This is a genomic window from Rhodomicrobium sp. R_RK_3 (assembly GCF_002198715.1).
Lineage (GTDB): Bacteria > Pseudomonadota > Alphaproteobacteria > Rhizobiales > Rhodomicrobiaceae > R-RK-3.
In genome coordinates this window covers 46552-62651 of record NZ_MWLK01000032.1, presented here as the reverse complement: position 1 = coordinate 62651, position 16100 = coordinate 46552, and the positions used below count along the sequence as shown (strand labels likewise).

Annotated in this window: 12 protein-coding genes; 4 read left to right on the top strand and 8 right to left on the bottom strand. The window is 65.6% G+C overall.

All coding sequences use genetic code 11. The annotated features are described in order from the left end of the window. Window positions 1–3: 3 nt before the first annotated feature. The 6 genes from fdhF to BLEFHOIH_RS18835 all read right to left on the bottom strand — a co-directional run bounded on the left by fdhF (window position 4) and on the right by BLEFHOIH_RS18835 (window position 7806). Window positions 4–2877 carry a formate dehydrogenase subunit alpha gene (gene fdhF / locus BLEFHOIH_RS18860; protein WP_088347582.1) on the bottom strand — a complete coding sequence of 958 codons (2874 nt, stop codon included), beginning with the start codon at window positions 2875–2877 and terminating at the stop codon, window positions 4–6. A 5-nt stretch (window positions 2878–2882) separates the two neighbouring features. Beyond that, window positions 2883–4439, bottom strand: a complete 1557-nt coding sequence (locus BLEFHOIH_RS18855; protein WP_088347581.1) for an NADH-quinone oxidoreductase subunit NuoF — start codon at window positions 4437–4439, stop codon at window positions 2883–2885. Then, window positions 4436–4915 (bottom strand): formate dehydrogenase subunit gamma, encoded by a 480-nt coding sequence (locus tag BLEFHOIH_RS18850; protein ID WP_088347580.1) that lies wholly within the window; start codon window positions 4913–4915, stop codon window positions 4436–4438. Before BLEFHOIH_RS18850 ends, BLEFHOIH_RS18855 begins: the two co-directional genes overlap by 4 nt. Window positions 4916–5234: 319 nt before the next feature. Further along, window positions 5235–5447 carry a hypothetical protein gene (locus BLEFHOIH_RS18845; protein WP_125461795.1) on the bottom strand — a complete coding sequence of 71 codons (213 nt, stop codon included), beginning with the start codon at window positions 5445–5447 and terminating at the stop codon, window positions 5235–5237. A 341-nt stretch (window positions 5448–5788) separates the two neighbouring features. Further along, complete coding sequence (locus tag BLEFHOIH_RS18840; RefSeq protein WP_125461794.1) at window positions 5789–6574, bottom strand: sel1 repeat family protein; 786 nt, start codon at window positions 6572–6574, stop codon at window positions 5789–5791. 11 nt (window positions 6575–6585) lie between these two features. Further along, complete coding sequence (locus tag BLEFHOIH_RS18835; protein ID WP_088347577.1) at window positions 6586–7806, bottom strand: TAXI family TRAP transporter solute-binding subunit; 1221 nt, start codon at window positions 7804–7806, stop codon at window positions 6586–6588. A gap of 414 nt (window positions 7807–8220) precedes the next feature. Here BLEFHOIH_RS18835 and BLEFHOIH_RS18830 point away from each other — a divergent pair, with 414 nt between their 5' ends. Beyond that, complete coding sequence (locus BLEFHOIH_RS18830) at window positions 8221–9789, top strand: DASS family sodium-coupled anion symporter (RefSeq protein WP_088347576.1); 1569 nt, start codon at window positions 8221–8223, stop codon at window positions 9787–9789. Window positions 9790–9799: 10 nt separating this feature from the next. Beyond that, window positions 9800–12187: a hypothetical protein gene (locus BLEFHOIH_RS18825; RefSeq protein WP_088347575.1), complete on the top strand. Its 2388-nt coding sequence runs from the start codon at window positions 9800–9802 to the stop codon at window positions 12185–12187. 27 nt (window positions 12188–12214) lie between these two features. Here the strand turns inward: BLEFHOIH_RS18825 and BLEFHOIH_RS18820 are convergent, their stop codons facing one another. Then, window positions 12215–12610 carry a nuclear transport factor 2 family protein gene (locus BLEFHOIH_RS18820; RefSeq protein ID WP_088347574.1) on the bottom strand — a complete coding sequence of 132 codons (396 nt, stop codon included), beginning with the start codon at window positions 12608–12610 and terminating at the stop codon, window positions 12215–12217. 331 nt (window positions 12611–12941) lie between these two features. On the opposite strand from BLEFHOIH_RS18820, the gene BLEFHOIH_RS18810 reads away from it, so the two are divergent. Continuing rightward, window positions 12942–13397, top strand: coding sequence for a DUF2231 domain-containing protein (locus BLEFHOIH_RS18810; RefSeq protein WP_088347572.1), 456 nt, complete (start codon window positions 12942–12944; stop codon window positions 13395–13397). Continuing rightward, a complete protein-coding gene (locus BLEFHOIH_RS18805; protein ID WP_088347571.1) occupies window positions 13390–14742 on the top strand; it encodes a sorbosone dehydrogenase family protein in 1353 nt (450 codons plus the stop codon). Before BLEFHOIH_RS18810 ends, BLEFHOIH_RS18805 begins: the two co-directional genes overlap by 8 nt. 210 nt (window positions 14743–14952) lie before the next feature. On the opposite strand, the gene BLEFHOIH_RS18800 is transcribed toward BLEFHOIH_RS18805, so the two are convergent. Further along, window positions 14953–15978, bottom strand: coding sequence for a ChaN family lipoprotein (locus tag BLEFHOIH_RS18800; RefSeq protein ID WP_088347570.1), 1026 nt, complete (start codon window positions 15976–15978; stop codon window positions 14953–14955). Between the last annotated feature and the right edge of the window lie 122 nt (window positions 15979–16100).

The following is a 16100-nucleotide window of genomic DNA, read 5'->3' as shown; positions in this document are numbered from 1 at the left end:
TCCTCACTCCGCCGCGTTCAGGATGCGGCGCGACCGGCGCGCCTGATCGTTGTAATCGCGCTGCCAATCCGCCGGACCGTTGGACGGCGAGACCTGCGCCGCCGTGACCTTGTATTCCGGGCAGTTGGTCGCCCAGTCGGAATAATCGGTGGTCACGACATTGGCCTGGGTCTCGGCGTGGTGGAAGGTCGTGTAGATGACGCCCGGCGCCACGCGGTCGGTGATCTTGGCGCGGAGCGCCGTTTCGCCCGCGCGGCTGGTCAGGCGCACCCAGTCGCCGTCGCGCACGCCGCGCTCCTCGGCGTCATGCGGATGGATTTCCAGCATATCCTCCGGATGCCAGGCGGTGTTCGCCGTGCGCCGGGTCTGCGCGCCGACATTGTAATGGGCAAGGATTCGACCTGTGGTCAGCAATAGCGGGAAGCGCGGTCCGGTCTTCTCGTCGGTCGGCACATATTCGGTGACGATGAACTTGCCCTTGCCGCGCGAGAAGCCGCCAATATGCATGATCGGCGTGCCGCTCGGCGCCTTCTCGTTGCACGGCCATTGCACGGAGCCTCCCTGGTCGAGCATCCGGTAGTTCACCCCGGCAAAGCTCGGCGTCGTGGCGGCGATCTCGTCCATGATCTGCGAGGGATGGGCATAGTTCCAGGCCAGCCCCATCGCCTTGGCGAGCAATTGGGTGATCTCCCAGTCGCCATAGCCGTTCTTCGGGGCCATCACCTTGCGGACGCGGTTGATGCGGCGCTCGGCATTGGTGAAGGTGCCGTCCTTTTCGAGGAAGGTCGAGCCGGGCAGGAAGACATGGGCGTAATTCGCCGTCTCGTTCAGGAACAGGTCCTGCACCACGACGCAGTCCATGGCGGCAAGACCGGCGGCGACGTGCTTGGTGTCCGGGTCGGACTGCAAAATGTCCTCGCCCTGGATGTAGATGCCGCGGAAGGTGCCGTCGACGGCGGCGTCGAGCATGTTCGGGATGCGCAGGCCCGGCTCGGCGTCGAGCGTCACGCCCCACAGCTTCTCGAACAGGTCGCGCGTCGCGTCGTCGGAGATGTGGCGGTAGCCGGGCAGCTCATGCGGGAAGGAGCCCATGTCGCAGGCGCCCTGCACGTTGTTCTGGCCGCGCAGCGGGTTCACGCCGACGCCGGGGCGGCCGAGATTGCCGGTCGCCATGGCGAGGTTGGCGATGGCCATCACCGTGGTCGAGCCCTGGCTGTGCTCGGTGACGCCGAGGCCGTAATAGATGGCGCCATTGCCGCCGGTGGCGAACAGGCGGGCGGCGGCGCGGATGGTCTCGGCCGGCACGCCGGAGATTTTTGACACCTCCTCCGGGCTGTTGCGCTCCTCGGCGACGAAGGCGGCCCAATGCTCGAATTCGGACCAGTCGCAACGCTCGCGGATGAAGGCTTCGTCGAACAGCCCTTCGGTGACGATGACATGGGCGAGCGACGTCACCACGGCGACATTGGTGCCCGGACGCAGCGGCAGGTGGTGCGCGGCCTGGATATGGGGCGAGCGCACGAGGTCGGTGCGGCGCGGATCGACCACGATGAGTTTCGCCCCGGCGCGCAGGCGCTTCTTCATGCGCGAGGCGAATACCGGATGACCGTCGGTCGGGTTGGCGCCGATCACCATGATGACGTCGGAATGCTCGACGCTGTCGAAATCCTGCGTGCCGGCGGAGGTGCCGTATGTGGTCTTCAGCCCGTAGCCGGTCGGCGAATGGCAGACGCGGGCGCAGGTGTCGACATTGTTGTTGCCGAAGCCGGCGCGGATCAGCTTTTGCACCAGATAGGTTTCCTCATTGGTGCAGCGCGAGGAGGTGATGCCGCCGATCGAGGCGCGGCCATAGGTGTTCTGGAGCCGCTTGAACTCGCTGGCTGTGTGCGCGATGGCCTCTTCCCAGGACACTTCGCGCCAGGGATCGGTGATCTTTTCGCGGATCATCGGATTGAGGATGCGGTCCTTGTGGCTGGCATAGCCATAGGCGAAGCGCCCCTTGACGCAGCTATGGCCGCGATTTGCCTTGCCGCCCTTGAACGGCACCATCCGCACCAGCTCGTCGCCGCGCATCTCTGCCTTGAACGAGCAGCCGACGCCGCAATAGGCGCAGGTCGTCACCACCGAATGCTCGGGCTGGCCGATCTCGATGACGGATTTTTCCTGCAAGGTCGCCGTCGGGCAGGCCTGCACGCAGGCGCCGCACGAGACGCATTCCGATTCCAGGAACGCCTCGTGCATCCCCGCCGAGACCCGCGAGCCGAAGCCGCGGCCCTCGATGGTCAGCGCGAAGGTGCCTTGCACTTCCTCGCAGGCGCGGACGCAGCGCGAGCAGACGATGCATTTGGACGGGTCATAGGTGAAATAGGGGTTGCTCTCGTCCTTCGGCATCCATTCGGTGTTGACGAGGCCGGTGCTGGTGCGCGCCTTGACGTGATTGTCGCCGTCATAGCCGTAGCGCACATCGCGCAGGCCCACGACGCCGGCCTGGGTCTGGAGCTCGCAATCGCCATTGGCGGCGCAGGTCAGGCAGTCGAGCGGATGGTCGGAGATGTAGAGCTCCATCACGCCGCGGCGCAGATCCTTCAGGCGGCCGGTCTGGGTGTGGACATTGATGCCTTGCGCGACCGGGGTCGTGCAGGAGGCGGGCGTGCCGTTGCGGCCCTCGATCTCGACGAGGCAGAGGCGGCACGAGCCGAAGGCGTCCACCATGTCGGTGGCGCAGAGTTTTGGCACCGCGATGCCGGCCTCCATGGCGGCGCGCATGATCGAGGTGCCTTCGGGCACGGTGACTTCGAAGCCGTCGATGGTGAGCGTCACCGCCTTTTCGGCTTTGCTGGCCGGGGTGCCGAAATCAATGGTCTGCATCAAGCCCATGGGTCTTACTCCGCTGCCACGGCGAATGTGCGCGGCTGAAAATCTTCGGGGAAATGGGTCAAGGCGCTCATCACCGGATAGGGCGTGAAACCGCCCAGAGCGCAAAGCGACCCGAATTTCATGGTGTTGCAAAGGTCAGTCAGCAGCGCGATCTGCTTGGCCGGCTCCTCGCCATGGAGGATCTTGTCGGCCACTTCGACGCCGCGCACCGCGCCGATGCGGCAGGGCGTACACTTGCCGCAGGATTCGATGGCGCAGAATTCCATGGCGAAGCGGGCCTGCTTCAGCATGTCGGCGCTGTCGTCGAAGACGACGATGCCGGCATGGCCGATGAGGCCGTCCGCCTTGGCGAAGGCTTCGTAGTCGAAGGGCGTATCGAACAGCGCGCGCGGGAAATAGGCCCCGAGCGGTCCGCCGACCTGCACCGCCTTCACCGGCCGCCCGGTGAAGGTGCCGCCGCCGATGCCGTCGACGATTTCGCCGAGCGTCAGGCCGAAGGCGGTTTCGTAGAGGCCGCCATGCTTCACATTGCCGGCGATCTGCAAGGGGATGGTGCCGCGCGAGCGGCCCATGCCGAAATCGCGGTAGAAGGCAGCGCCCTTGTCGAGGATGATCGGCACGCTGGCCAGCGAGATGACGTTGTTGACCACGGTCGGGCGGGCAAGGAAGCCCTGATGCGCCGGCAGCGGCGGCTTGGCGCGCACGACGCCGCGCTTGCCTTCGAGGCTGTTCAGCAGCGAGGTTTCCTCGCCGCAGACATAAGCGCCCGCGCCGGAGCGGATTTCCATGTCGAACGCATAGTCCGAGCCGAACACCTTGGGCCCGAGCATCCCAAAGTCGCGGGCGAGCTTGACCGCCTCGCTCATCACGGCGATGGCATCCGGATATTCGGAGCGCAGATAGACATAGCCCTTGGTCGAGCCCGTCGCGATGCCGGCGATGGCCATGCCCTCGATCAGCACGAACGGGTCGCCCTCCATAATCATGCGGTCGGCGAAGGTGCCGCTGTCGCCCTCGTCGGCGTTGCAGACGATGTATTTCTGTGGCGCCTTGGCCTCGGCGGTGGTCTTCCATTTGATGCCGGTCGGGAAGCCCGCGCCGCCGCGTCCGCGCAGGCCGGATTCGGTCACGGTCGCGACGATTTCGGCCGGGGGCATGGCAATGGCTTTGTGCAGGCCCGCGAGGCCGCCATGCGCCTCGTAATCGGCGATGGAGAGCGGATCGGTGATGCCGCAGCGGGCAAAGGTCAGCCGCGTCTGGGTCTTGAAGAACGGGATCTGCTCGGTGTGCCCCTGGCCGAGCCGGTGCCAGTCGCCCTTAAGGAAGCCGAAATCGAACAGCGAGACGACATCGGCGACGGTGACCGGCCCGTAGGCCACGCGGCCATGCGGGGTTGCCACTTCGACCAGCGGCTCGAGCCAGCTCATGCCGCGCGTGCCGTTGCGGATGATGGTTACGTCGAGCTTGCGTTTGGCGGCCTCGCGCGCGATGGCGGCGGCAACATCGTCGGCGCCGACGGCAAGCGCGCCGGAATCGCGGGGGACGTAAACGAGCGTGCTCATGCGCGCACCTGCTCGATCACTGCGTCGATGCGGTCATCGTTGAGCCGGCCGACGACACGGCCATCGACCATGGCGGCGGGGGCGCAGGAGCACAGGCCAAGGCAGAAGACGGGTTCCAGCGTAACGGCGCCGTTCGGCGTCGTTCCGTGCCAATCCACGCCGAGCTGCGCCTTGGCGCGCTCGGCGATCTCGTCGCCGCCCATGGACTGGCAGGCCTCGGCCCGGCACAGTTTCAGCACATGCCGCCCGGCGGGCTCCTCGCGAAAATCATGGTAGAAGGTCATCACGCCATGCACTTCGGCGCGGCTGAGATTGAGCCGGTCCGCAATCAGGCGCAGCGCCGTTTGCGGCACGAAGCCGAATTCGGCCTGGACGCCGTGCAGGATCGGCAGCAGCGGCCCTTCAAGGCTCGCGCAAGCGTCGACGATGGCGCCGACCCGGTCTCCGATCTCCCGAGCGGAAAGCTCCACTGCCATTCACAATCCTTCCTGGGTTTCCTGCGAAGATTTTGCTTGGAAACGCATCCCATAATCAATGCAGCTCTCCCGTTGTGCGATAGCAAAAGCCTATCGACGGGGGCGGTTGAAGAGGGGTGGTGGAAGGTGTTGCGGGGCGGAAAAAGCCCCCTCACCCACCCGTCTTGCGGCGGGAGCCGCTCTCCCCTCGAAGGAGAGGGCGGACGCGAAGCGGCCGGGTGAGGGGGCTTTTTCCGCGCCCCAACAAAAAGCCCCGCGCCGATCGCTCGGAACGAGGCTGCGTCTTCATATGGCGCGCCCGAAGGCGCGGGGGCCGCGTCTAGCGCTTGCTGAAATGGGTCTTGAAGACCGTCTGGATCGCCTCCTGCGGCTGATGATGCGCGGAGAGACGGCGGTAGTCGTGCGCGGCCTTGCGGCCGGTGGCCATGGCCTCGAAAACCGTGCGGACGGCGTCGAGCGTGCGCTTTCCCCAGTCACCCGTATCGACATTGTCGAAAAGGCCAGAGGCGACATTGCTGTGATGGGTGCTCATGATCATTCTCCGTCTTGTGCGTTGCAGCATTGACCCAGAGATATGATGAATTGGCGTGGTATACAATATGCCCAGTGCCGATTTTCGGGGACAAACAACCGTCTGCACAGAGTGCTACAGGGAAAAGTGGCCGGAAACAAGACGTTGGCGGATTGACCATGCAGCGCCCGCCTAGCAGCTATGCGCTGCAGTGCAGCATTGGCGGGGACGCATCCGCGAAAGCGGGCGGGCAGGCGGAGCGCGCCGCGCGCTATCGGCGACTCGCGGCCTGACCCCATCCGCTTTGTCATTCCCGCGAAGGCGGGAATGACAGCACTGATGTCAACCCAACCGACCCGGTTTTAGGGCAGGGCCTGCAACCGCGCCTCGACACCCGGCGCGCCGAGTTCGCGCGCCCGCTCGTACCATTTCTTCGCCAGCACCGGATCGGGCTGAACGCTGATGATCTTCAGCCGCGCCAGCTCGCGCGGGTCATAGGTCGCGGCGAGCGCGAAGGCGGCTTCCGGCAAGCCGCGGTCGGCGGCGCGCTGGTAGAATTGGCGGGCGGCGGCGACATTGCCGGCACCGATAAATTCATTGCCCTTCTCCATCAGTTTGCTCCCCAAAGCCCGGTCGGCGGGAAAGAGTTGCGGGACCGGCAGGGCGGCGGTCGGCAGTTGATCGTCCTTGCCCGGCGGCGGCGCGACGAACAGCATCACGCTGGCCTGGGCGAGCGGCTTGCCCTCGATCGTCACCAGACTCAGCGTGACCGGGTTCTGGCTCATCCTGGCGGGGGCGCGCAGCCGGAGCCGGGGCAGGGCGTTCAGCGGCACCACCCAGACCCCCGGTCCGAATTCACGGCCCTCGCTCAGCGTGACATCGGCCGGCAGATTGCGCACCAGCAGCATCGCCTTGGAGGGCAGCGGCTCGCCCGAGCGGACGAGAATCACCAGCGGCAGCTCGCTCTCGGGCGCCACCCAGACCTCCGGAATCGTCACGATCTCAGGGCCTTTCGCCAGCGCGCCGTGCGGGGCGGCGCCGAGGCCGCAAAGCAGCGCCGCGACGGCCGTCAGGCCGGGGCGCGGCCATCCGGCCCAGCCAAGGCGAACGGCGCGCATCCCGAACAGCACTCTTGCCGTGCGTGTCATCTCAAACCGCGCTATCGCTTGCCCTGCTGCTTCTTCCACTCCAGGAATTCGTTGAAGAGCTGGCGCTGTCTCGGGTCCATCAGCTCCGACGCCGTCTCGACCCCGGCGGGCGGGTTGGTTCCGGTGATCAGCTCATGCCGGGCGAGTTTTGCCAGCGCCTCCTCCGCCACCGGATAGCGGGTCCAGCCCGGCACCTTGGCGCCGAGATTGACGCCTTTCCAGTCGGGCTGATAGGGCGGCTGCTTCAGCTTGTCGAAATTGGTGAAGTAATATTGGATGAAGCGTTCCACGCGCCGGTAGCGGTCGGTTTCGCGCGGCCAGTTATAGACCGCGAGCACGGCGGGAAGGCCAAGCGTTTCGACCTTCTGCCCCGGCGGGATGAGGTTGGGATATTCGGCCTGCTCGATCGTATAGGGCGTGTAATAGTCGGCGAATTTGTCGTCATATTCGATGTTCAGCAGGTGCAGGCCCAGCTCCGCCGGGATCTTGGTCAGGAAGACGTCGCTCCGCGTCAGCAAATGCACCAGTCCCGAGATCTCGCCGTTCTTGAGCTTTTCCAGCCCGACCGAGTTCGGCACATTGACCTTCACCGGCTTGACGCCGAGCCTTGGAAACAGGATCGAGGCGGTGGCATCGACGCCCGAGCCGACGCCGTGAAAGCCGACCTTCTTGCCTTCCAGATCCTTGAGGGTCTTGATCTCCGGCCGCACCAGCACATGCACGCCGGAAATGTGAAGCTGCGAAATATATTGCACCCGCTTGTCGATATTTTTGATCTGCCCTTCCTTTTTCAGCTCCTCGAAGACGTCGGCATGGGTGATGGCGATATCGGCGCCCTTGAGATAGAGCAGGTCCAGCACGTTCTGCTTGGCGCCGTGGCTGACGATGGGCAGGATGCGCAGCTCATCGCCATCCTCGAAGGCGGTTTGCAGGTCGACGGCCATGCGGATGAGCACGCCGGTCATGTAGCCGCCCAGAATCGACACCGACCAATTGTTGGTGCGCAGGCGCAGGTCGTTTTCCACCTCGCTGCCCTTGCCCGCCAACGCTCCGCCTTGCGGGGCGCGGCCCGGCTGGGCCTGCGCGAAGACGAGCGGGGTCTCCGGCGCCTGCGCCGCCGCCGGCTGGACGAGCGGCAGGCACAGCATGAAAAGCCCGGCAAGGCCGATCCTCCCCCTGGCGTCCTTCCGGTGCAATCGGAGCCAAGGCCTGCTGGACAGTGCTTTTATCATGGAATCGCCCTAACCTATTCGCCCCAGTGAATAAAAGCGCTTGCCCTGCCGCTTCCGGTCAAGGTTACGATCTATTCAGGCGACGATGTTTCCTTGAGAATTTTCAATATTTTGTGCGAATGCTGTACTCTCTTGCATCTGGAGAAATACTGATATGATCGATTGGAAGTTCTATCTTTGCTGGAGCAAATGTGATCTTCAAATGCCACGAAGAAACGGCAAATCTCAAATAAAAATCCGATACGTAGTTCTGCTTATGGGGATGTTACGAAAAAGTATTTCGCATTCAAATTCCTAAGCTTAGGATTTGTTTGAAGATGTGTTTCGCACAACCTTCGATTTATTGACCAAGTGGGTTACAGGGCCGCACTCTTAGTAACGCAAATCGCGATGCTTGAGAGAAGGTGGCAGGGCATGGCCGACAATATCGCGCAGAGTCACTACGCAGCGCCGGGCGGCCTCTTCGAAGACGGCTGGCGGTATGTCTCCGATAATATCCGCGCCTCCGGCCGCCAGCCCTCCAGCGTCGTCGCCGGCTTTGCCTGCGCCTGGCTCGGCTTCGTGCTGATCCTTGCGGTCATGCCGCTGCCGGCCGGGCTCTCCTGGGAAGGCAAGGCGGTGCTGGCCGTGGTGGTCTGGGCCAGCATCATGTGGGTGTCGGAGGCGATGCCGGTGGGCGTCACCGGCATTTCCATTCCGCTGCTGCTGGTCCTGACCAAGGGCCTTGCCTGGACCGACAACAATCCGCCCATGGCGACGGCCTTCGCCGGCTTCACCAACGAAGTCGTGTGGCTGTGCCTGTTCGCCTTCATGGCGGGCGCCTTCCTGCAGCTCCTAAAACTCGACCGGCGCATCGCCCTCGCCATCCTCGACAAGGTCAAGGCGACCAATGCCGGCCGCGTGGTCTGGGGCTTCTTCGGCGTCAACCTGGTGCTGGCGCTGTTCGTGCCCGCCGCCAACGCCCGCTCGGCAACGCTGCTCAGCATCGTCGACGGCGTCGCCAGGCTGTTCGGCGACACCGAGGAGGAGCGCGCCGCCAGAAAGATGATCGTGATCCAGTCGCTGGTCTACGGCGCCATGATCTGCGGCATGGTCATCATGACCGCGCATCTGCCGAACCTGATCCTGGTCGACATCTTCGGCAAAGCCAATTTCAAGCTCGGCTATGTCGACTGGTTCGTCATGCAGGTGCCGTATCTGGGCATGTTCGTGCTGACCCAGCTTTGGCTGCGCTATCATTTCCGCGCCAGCAAGGTCGCCATTTCAGGCGGCTATGAGCAGGTGCACAAGATGCACCAGGAGATGGGGCCGATGAGCCGGGCGGAGTGGCTGCTGCTCATCCTGCTGATCGGCGGCGCGCTGATGTTCGCGCTCGGCAAGGGCAGCCCGATCTACCAGCTCCACCAATATCCGCTCGGTATCATCGGCCTGATCGGCATCATGATCCTGTTCATTCCGGGCCTCTTCCCCTTCACCTGGAAGGAGGTGCAGGACCGCACCATCTGGGGCACCTTCCTGCTGCTCGGCGGCGCGCTGACCATGACCGGCGCCATGTCGAAATCGGGCCTCGCCGACTGGCTGGCCTCGGGCATCCAGACGGCGGTGGTCGGGCACAGTTGGTGGATGATCCTGCTCATCATGATGGTCGGCACGCATATCATCCGCATCGGCATGCTCTCCAACGTGGCGGCGGTGGCGCTGCTGGCGCCGATCCTGTTCGCCATGGCGCCGAAAGTCGGCCTGCATCCGGTCGCCTTCACCATGCTGGTCGCCGACACCGACAGCTTCGCCTACATCCTGCCGACCCAGATCACCGCCGCCGTCATCGCCTATGGCGCAGGGCATTTCTCGACGGCGGACTACGCGCGGGCGGGCTGGGTGTCGGTGCTGATCGGCATCGCCTACGGCATCGTCGTGATGACGCCCTGGTACGCCTATCTCGGCGTGCCCTTGTGGGACCCATCCGCGCCCTGGCCGTTCTGAGGGGCGCGCCATGAGGAAGCGTACGCGCGAGGAACTGGATGCGGCGCTCGGCCCGCATACCGCGCCGGCCGGGCTCTACGAGATCACCAAGGACATGCCGTTCCTTGGCCGGGTGAGCTGCAATCTGGACCGGATGGAGGCGGGCTCCTGGCAGGAGATCGTCATCGACTACGAAGTCGGCGCGGCCGGCATGGCCGACGGCTCATGGTTCAAGGCGACCATGAAGTTCTATTCCGACTGGGCGCTGTTCCAGACCAGCGAGCCGGCGGGAGCCAACTATATCAGCGCCGAATATCAGGCGGGACGGCTGGTCGAGGGCCAGTCGCCCGCGACGGTGCAGGCGCTAAAACTCCGCTTCGACCAGAAGGGGCATGAGCGGCCCTATCAGAAGGCGATCATCGTCGATGTCGTGGACGGCTATCTGAAGGCCGGCGACCATATCCTCATCCGGCTCGGCGACCGCCGCCTCGGCGGTCCCGGCACCCGCGTGCAGACCTTCGTCGAGCAGGATTTCCGCATCCGCTGCTATGTCGATCCGCTCGGCACCTCGCGCTTTGCCGCCGTGGCGTCGGACATCGTGCTGCAGGTCGAGCCGGGGCCGCCGGCGCAGATCCAGTGGACCGGCTCGCGCATCGTCAAGGCGGGCGAGCGGCTGCCGCTGCGCCTGCGCGCGGAGGATGCCTGGGGCAACACCTGCTGGGCGCTGCGCGAGGATTTCGAGGTCACCGCCGCGCTCGACGGCGAGTCCTTCTACGCCCGCAAGATCACCCATCCGGGCAAGGGCTGGTGCGTCACGCTTTTGGAGGACATGCCGACAAACCGCGCCGGCGAACTCGTCGTCACGGCCCGCCTGCCAGGCCGCCCGCGCGTCGCGGCAAAATCCTTCTATGTCGCCATCGAGGAGAATTTCGAGGCGCCGCGCGTCTTCTACGCCGATCTGCACGTTCATAGCGAGGACACCATCGGCACCAATTCCACCACCTACAACCTGACCTATGGCCGCGACGTCGCCGGGCTGGACGTGCTGGCCTTTGCCCATAATGATTTCAACATCACCACGCCGCGCTGGGAGAAGACCGTCGAACTGATCTCCGAGATCAACCAGGACGGCCGCTTCGTCGCTTATCCCGGCGTCGAATGGTCGGGCAGCTCCTGCGCCGGCGGCGACCGCAATGTGGTCTTCCTGCATGACGGCACGCCGGAATTTCCCTATCTGAAGACCGGCGAGCATGTGCGCTCGGTCGAATGGAACGAGGACATGAAGGGCGGCGCGGCGGTGCCGGGCGCCTGGCCGGTCGAGGAACTCTGGGCGGCTTACGCAGGCGACCCGGAGGGGCATTTGCTGATCCCGCATGTCGGCGGGCGGCGCTGCAATCTCGACTGGCACCATCCCGGGCTGGAGCGGCTCGCCGAGATCGGCTCGTCCTGGGGGCATTTCGGCTGGCTCTACCAGGAGGCGATGCAGCGCGGCTATCAGCTCGGCGCCTCGATGGCGGGCGACGAGCATCGCGGCCGGTGCGGTGGCGGGGTGCCCGGCACCGCGGTGTTCGGTACCAAGGGCGGCATCACCGGCGTGATCGCCCCGGCCCTGACCCGCGCCGCCATCGCCCGCGCCCTGCGGGCCCGGCACACATTCGCGGCAACCGGCGAGCGGACATTCGGCCTCACCCGCTGCGGCAGGCACAAGATGGGCGACGCCTTCGCCCATACCGGCCCCGCCATCATCGCCTATCGCTTCCTCGGCGATGCCGGCTGGGACGAGATCATCGCGTCGGACCATGACGGGCCGTTCTGGCACCGCGATTTGCAGCAGGAACTCGGCTATTCCGAGCGCAAAATCCGCCTGCGCTGGGGCGGCGCGCGGATCAAGGACCGCTACCGTTCGGCGGCGTGGAAGGGCAGGATCACGGTCCATAACGGCGTCATCAACGCGTTCCAGGCCCTCGGCTTCGAGCATCTGGAGGAGAGCTGCTGGCGCGAGGGCACCAGCGTGCTCGCCTTCCGCAGCGACACCTTCGGCGACGCTGACGCCATCGAGCTGGACGTGTCGGGCCTGGGGGGCGCCCGGATTTCGGTCGAGGGCACCATCGACGGCTATGTGAAGGTCGGCGACCCGGCCAAGGGCAATCCGTTCGCCCATTGCCCCAGCTTTGCCTGGGAGGTATCGGGCGGGGAGCTGATCGCCGCCTCGCGGATGCGGAAAGCGCTGCCGGGCGTCGAGATGTTCCTGGCTCTGGAGCGCATGAGCGAAAGGCCGGCGCCGCGCGATGTGTCCGGCACCATCGAGATCGCGCCGGCAAATGGGCCGCACGGCTTTAGGCCGGTCTATTTCCAGGCCCGCCAGATCGACGACGCCAAGGTCTGGACCTCGGCGATGTTCATCGCCTTCGCGGGGTGAGGGCGGGCGCCAGGCTTCTCACCCCCATCACCGCCGGTCCGTCTCGCCCGCTGGCTCGACAAGATGCGCGCGCGAGGGGGCAGGGTCGAAGCGGTCGGCGAAATATTGCGTCTCGCTGGCGACCAGCCCCTCGCGGAACTGCATGATGCTGACCGCGTAAGAGGGGATACCGTCATAGGTCAGGATGAATTCGGTGACCCAGAGCGCACCGCTGCCGATGATGCGCTTGACGGTAAAGCGCTTGTCATCCGGTTGCACCATCCGGCTTTCCTGAATATTGCTGCGGCCGCGAATCCGTTCGCCCGATTGCGGGTAATCCAGCACCGCGTCCTCGCGGTAGATGTCGTGCTCGGCCTCGAAATCGCCCGCGTCGGACGCCGCCCAGTGACGCTCCAGGGCCGCCCGCAGGTTTTGATCGTCCATCTTAAGCTCCCATTTGCGCTGTGGCCGCCGCGGCCAACGCTCCGCCGCTCGCGCCGGTCGGGCGCGCGCGGGCCGTCGCGTGGTGCAAGGCTAACGCGGGAGCGCGCGCATCGTTGAGCGAAAGCCTCGAAACGCCGCGCAAATGGGCAACGGCAATCAAACCGCAGCAAGCGCCAGCAAAAGCCGCGGCGGGGATCTTCCCATCTGCCTGGAGCCGGCATCGCGGTCCGGCCGTGACGGAGGAGAGGTCCCATGACGATTCCATGCCGCAATCGCAGGCGCGCCAGACCGGAGCGCGCCCCGTGCCTCCCGCCGGCATGGAGGGTCTCCCATGGCGCTTGATACCCCCCGGGCGACGGCGCGGGTCGCCAAGCTGCCGATCCATCCCATCCTCGTTCCCTTCCCGATCGTCTGTTTCGTCGGAGCTTTGCTGACCGATCTGGCCTATTGGCGGACCGCCGATATGATGTGGGCGGACTTTTCCGCCTGGCTGCTCGCCGCCGGCGTCGTCCTGGGCTGGCTCGCCGCGCTGGCCGGACTGTTCGATTTCATGGGCGACCGGCTGATCCGCGAGCAGGCGCCCGCATGGCCCCATGCCCTCGGCAATATCATCGCGCTGCTGCTGGCGACGCTCAATCTGCTGGTGCACACGCGCGACGCCTGGACGTCGGTGGTTCCCTGGGGGCTCGTGCTCTCCGCCGCTGTCGTCCTCATCCTTGTCTTCACGGGTTGGATGGGCCGGTCCATGGTCTACCGCCACAGCGAGGGAGTCATGGCTCATGACTAAATTTTTGACCGGCAGGCGCCTCGGCCTCGCCCTCGCCGCAACGGCCGCTCTCAGCCTTGCCGCCTGCAAGGAGGAGCCGTTCGACACCGCCAGCCAGATCGGGCCGAACCCGAAACTGCCCGCGCCGCAGCAATATCTCTTCCCGCCGATGCATCTGGCGCCGGTGGTCGGCTGGAAGGCCGGCGAGAAACCGGTGGTCGCGGAGGGGCTGAAGATCGAGGCGCTGGCAACCGGCCTGCAGCATCCTCGCTCGCTCTACACGCTCCCCAATGGCGACATCCTGGTGGTCGAATCGAAGGCGCCCTGGCCCAACCCGATCCACCGGCCCAAGGACATTGTCATGGGCTGGATCGAGTCCTGGGTCACCTCGGGCGGCGATACCGGCCCGAGCAACCGCATCACGCTGCTCCGCCCCGGCGGCGACGGCAAGCCGGAGACGCAGAGCGTCTTCCTCGATCACCTCACCTCGCCCTTCGGCGTGGCGCTGGTCGGCAACGATTTCTATGTCGCCAACACCGATGCCATCGTCCGCTATCCCTACACGACGGGCGACACCAAGATCACCGCCCCGGGCACCGTGCTGACGCCGCTTCCCGGCGGCCCCATCGACCATCACTGGACCAAGAGCCTGGTGGCGAGCCCCGACGGGTCGCTGCTCTATGTCGGCGTCGGCTCGAACAGCAACATCACCGAGAACGGCATCGGGGCGGAGTTGAACCGCGCCGCCATCTGGGAGGTGGACCGCGCGACCGGCCGCTGGCGCATTTTCGCGAGCGGGCTGCGCAATCCCAACGGCCTGACCTTCGAGCCGGAAAGCGGCGCGCTGTGGACCGTCGTCAACGAACGTGACGAGCTTGGCCCCAATCTCGTGCCGGACTACATGACCTCGGTGAAGGATGGCGGCTTCTACGGCTGGCCCTACAGCTATTTCGGCAAGAACATCGACCCGCGAGTCATGCCGCAGCGCCCGGACCTCGTCGAGAAGGCGATCGTTCCCGATTATGCGCTGAGCTCGCATGTCGCGCCGCTCGGACTCGCCTTCAACACGGCTGAGACCCTGCCGCAGAAATACCGGGGCGGTGCCTTCGTCGGCGAGCATGGCAGTTGGGACCGTGACCAGTTCAACGGCTACAAGGTCGTCTACGTGCCGTTCAGCGGCGGGCGCCCGAACGGCATGGCGGAGGACGTGGTCACCGGGTTCCTGAATGCCGATGGCGAGGCGCGCGGCCGTCCGGTCGGCGTCGCCATCGACAAGAGCGGCGCGCTGCTCGTCGCCGACGACGTCGGCAACACCGTCTGGCGCGTGACCGGCGGCGACCAGAACGTCACGTCCGTGGGGCAGTGAGGCCCGCGTTAATTCGGGCGCTCCTGCCTATCCTCTCTCGTCGTCCCGGGCGGCCGTAAGGCCGGACCGGGACCCATTGGCAGGACCGCTGGCACCATGCTCGTGGAGCGGCGAGTAGGCCCCGGCTCTAACGGCCGGGGCGACGGAGTTAATTCTACTGGGAGTGGGCTGGGCTGCGGCGCATTCGAGCGCGGAGCGCAGGGACCGGCATCATGGCTTCGGCCTGATCTTGCCCATTTGCTCGGCCATTTCCGCGCACCGGTCGACGAGATCGGCCTTTGGCGTGAAATAGATGAAATCATAGGGCGCGCCGAGGCCGGCGATGGGGTCGACATAATCGGCGGCGGCGGGGCGCTCGGGATCGACCTCGAAAAACGCGATCGATATCACTGAGGCATCCGGCAATTTCTGCTTGATAAAGGTCGGCACCGCCCAGTCCTTTCGCGCGTGGCCGGAGCCGGCGATCAGCACCGCGCCGTCTTTCGGCGTGGCGCCGAGGAGGATTTTCGCCAATTGGGCGTCCACGGCCCGCTGCACCATGATCATCGGCTTCACGGCGGATTTGGGCAGCATGTTGCAATGGCCGTCTTCGATTTCCCTGGCAAGCCCCGCCACGGCCTCGGGCCTCACGGGCTGGTCGAGCCCGAGATCCAGGATCAGTTTTGCCTGCGACGGGTCGGATTTGCCGATGGCCCGGCTGGTGTCGCGATCGAGCGCGCCGCCCCGGAGCGGCAGCTTTGCCGCAAGCGCCGCCTCGGCGACCGGCTGATAGATGGCCCAGTCCGGCCAGCCCCGCTCCTCCCAGTTCAGGAACTTGCCGAGCCCGGCGGCGTCGGCCGGGCTGCTTTGCAGGTGACGATCCAATCCGGCCTGCAGGCTCGCGGGGATCATTTCGAACACCACCGCCGGACGCCGTCCGGCGCGGACCAGCGCCTCGATCATCTGCGCCTGCAGCCGGTGATGGTCGGCATTATTATGGATTTCGCCGAGCAGGACGAAATTGGCCTGCGCCGCCGCGGTCTCGAGCTGCTGCGCGGTGACGGGCTTGAAATCGGCGGTCCAGACGGTGCCGGCGAGGGGATGGTCCCGGTAATTGGGCGAGAGCCATGGCCTTTCGGCGCAGGCGAGAGGGGCGGCCATCCATGAGGCGATGACGAGCACGCTCAACATGGTGAGGCAGCGCCATTTTCGGCTTGCGCCACCGGCCTTGTCGGGGAGCGGCGGACTGTTCTGCATGGGATGGCCTTTCGAGATGCGGCTTGCGGTTTCCCGTCGGCCAGCGGATCGGATTCGCCGCGATGTCCGCCACCTCGACCGGCGGACATACGGGCCTGAGAGTCCGGTTCTATCTGTCTTTC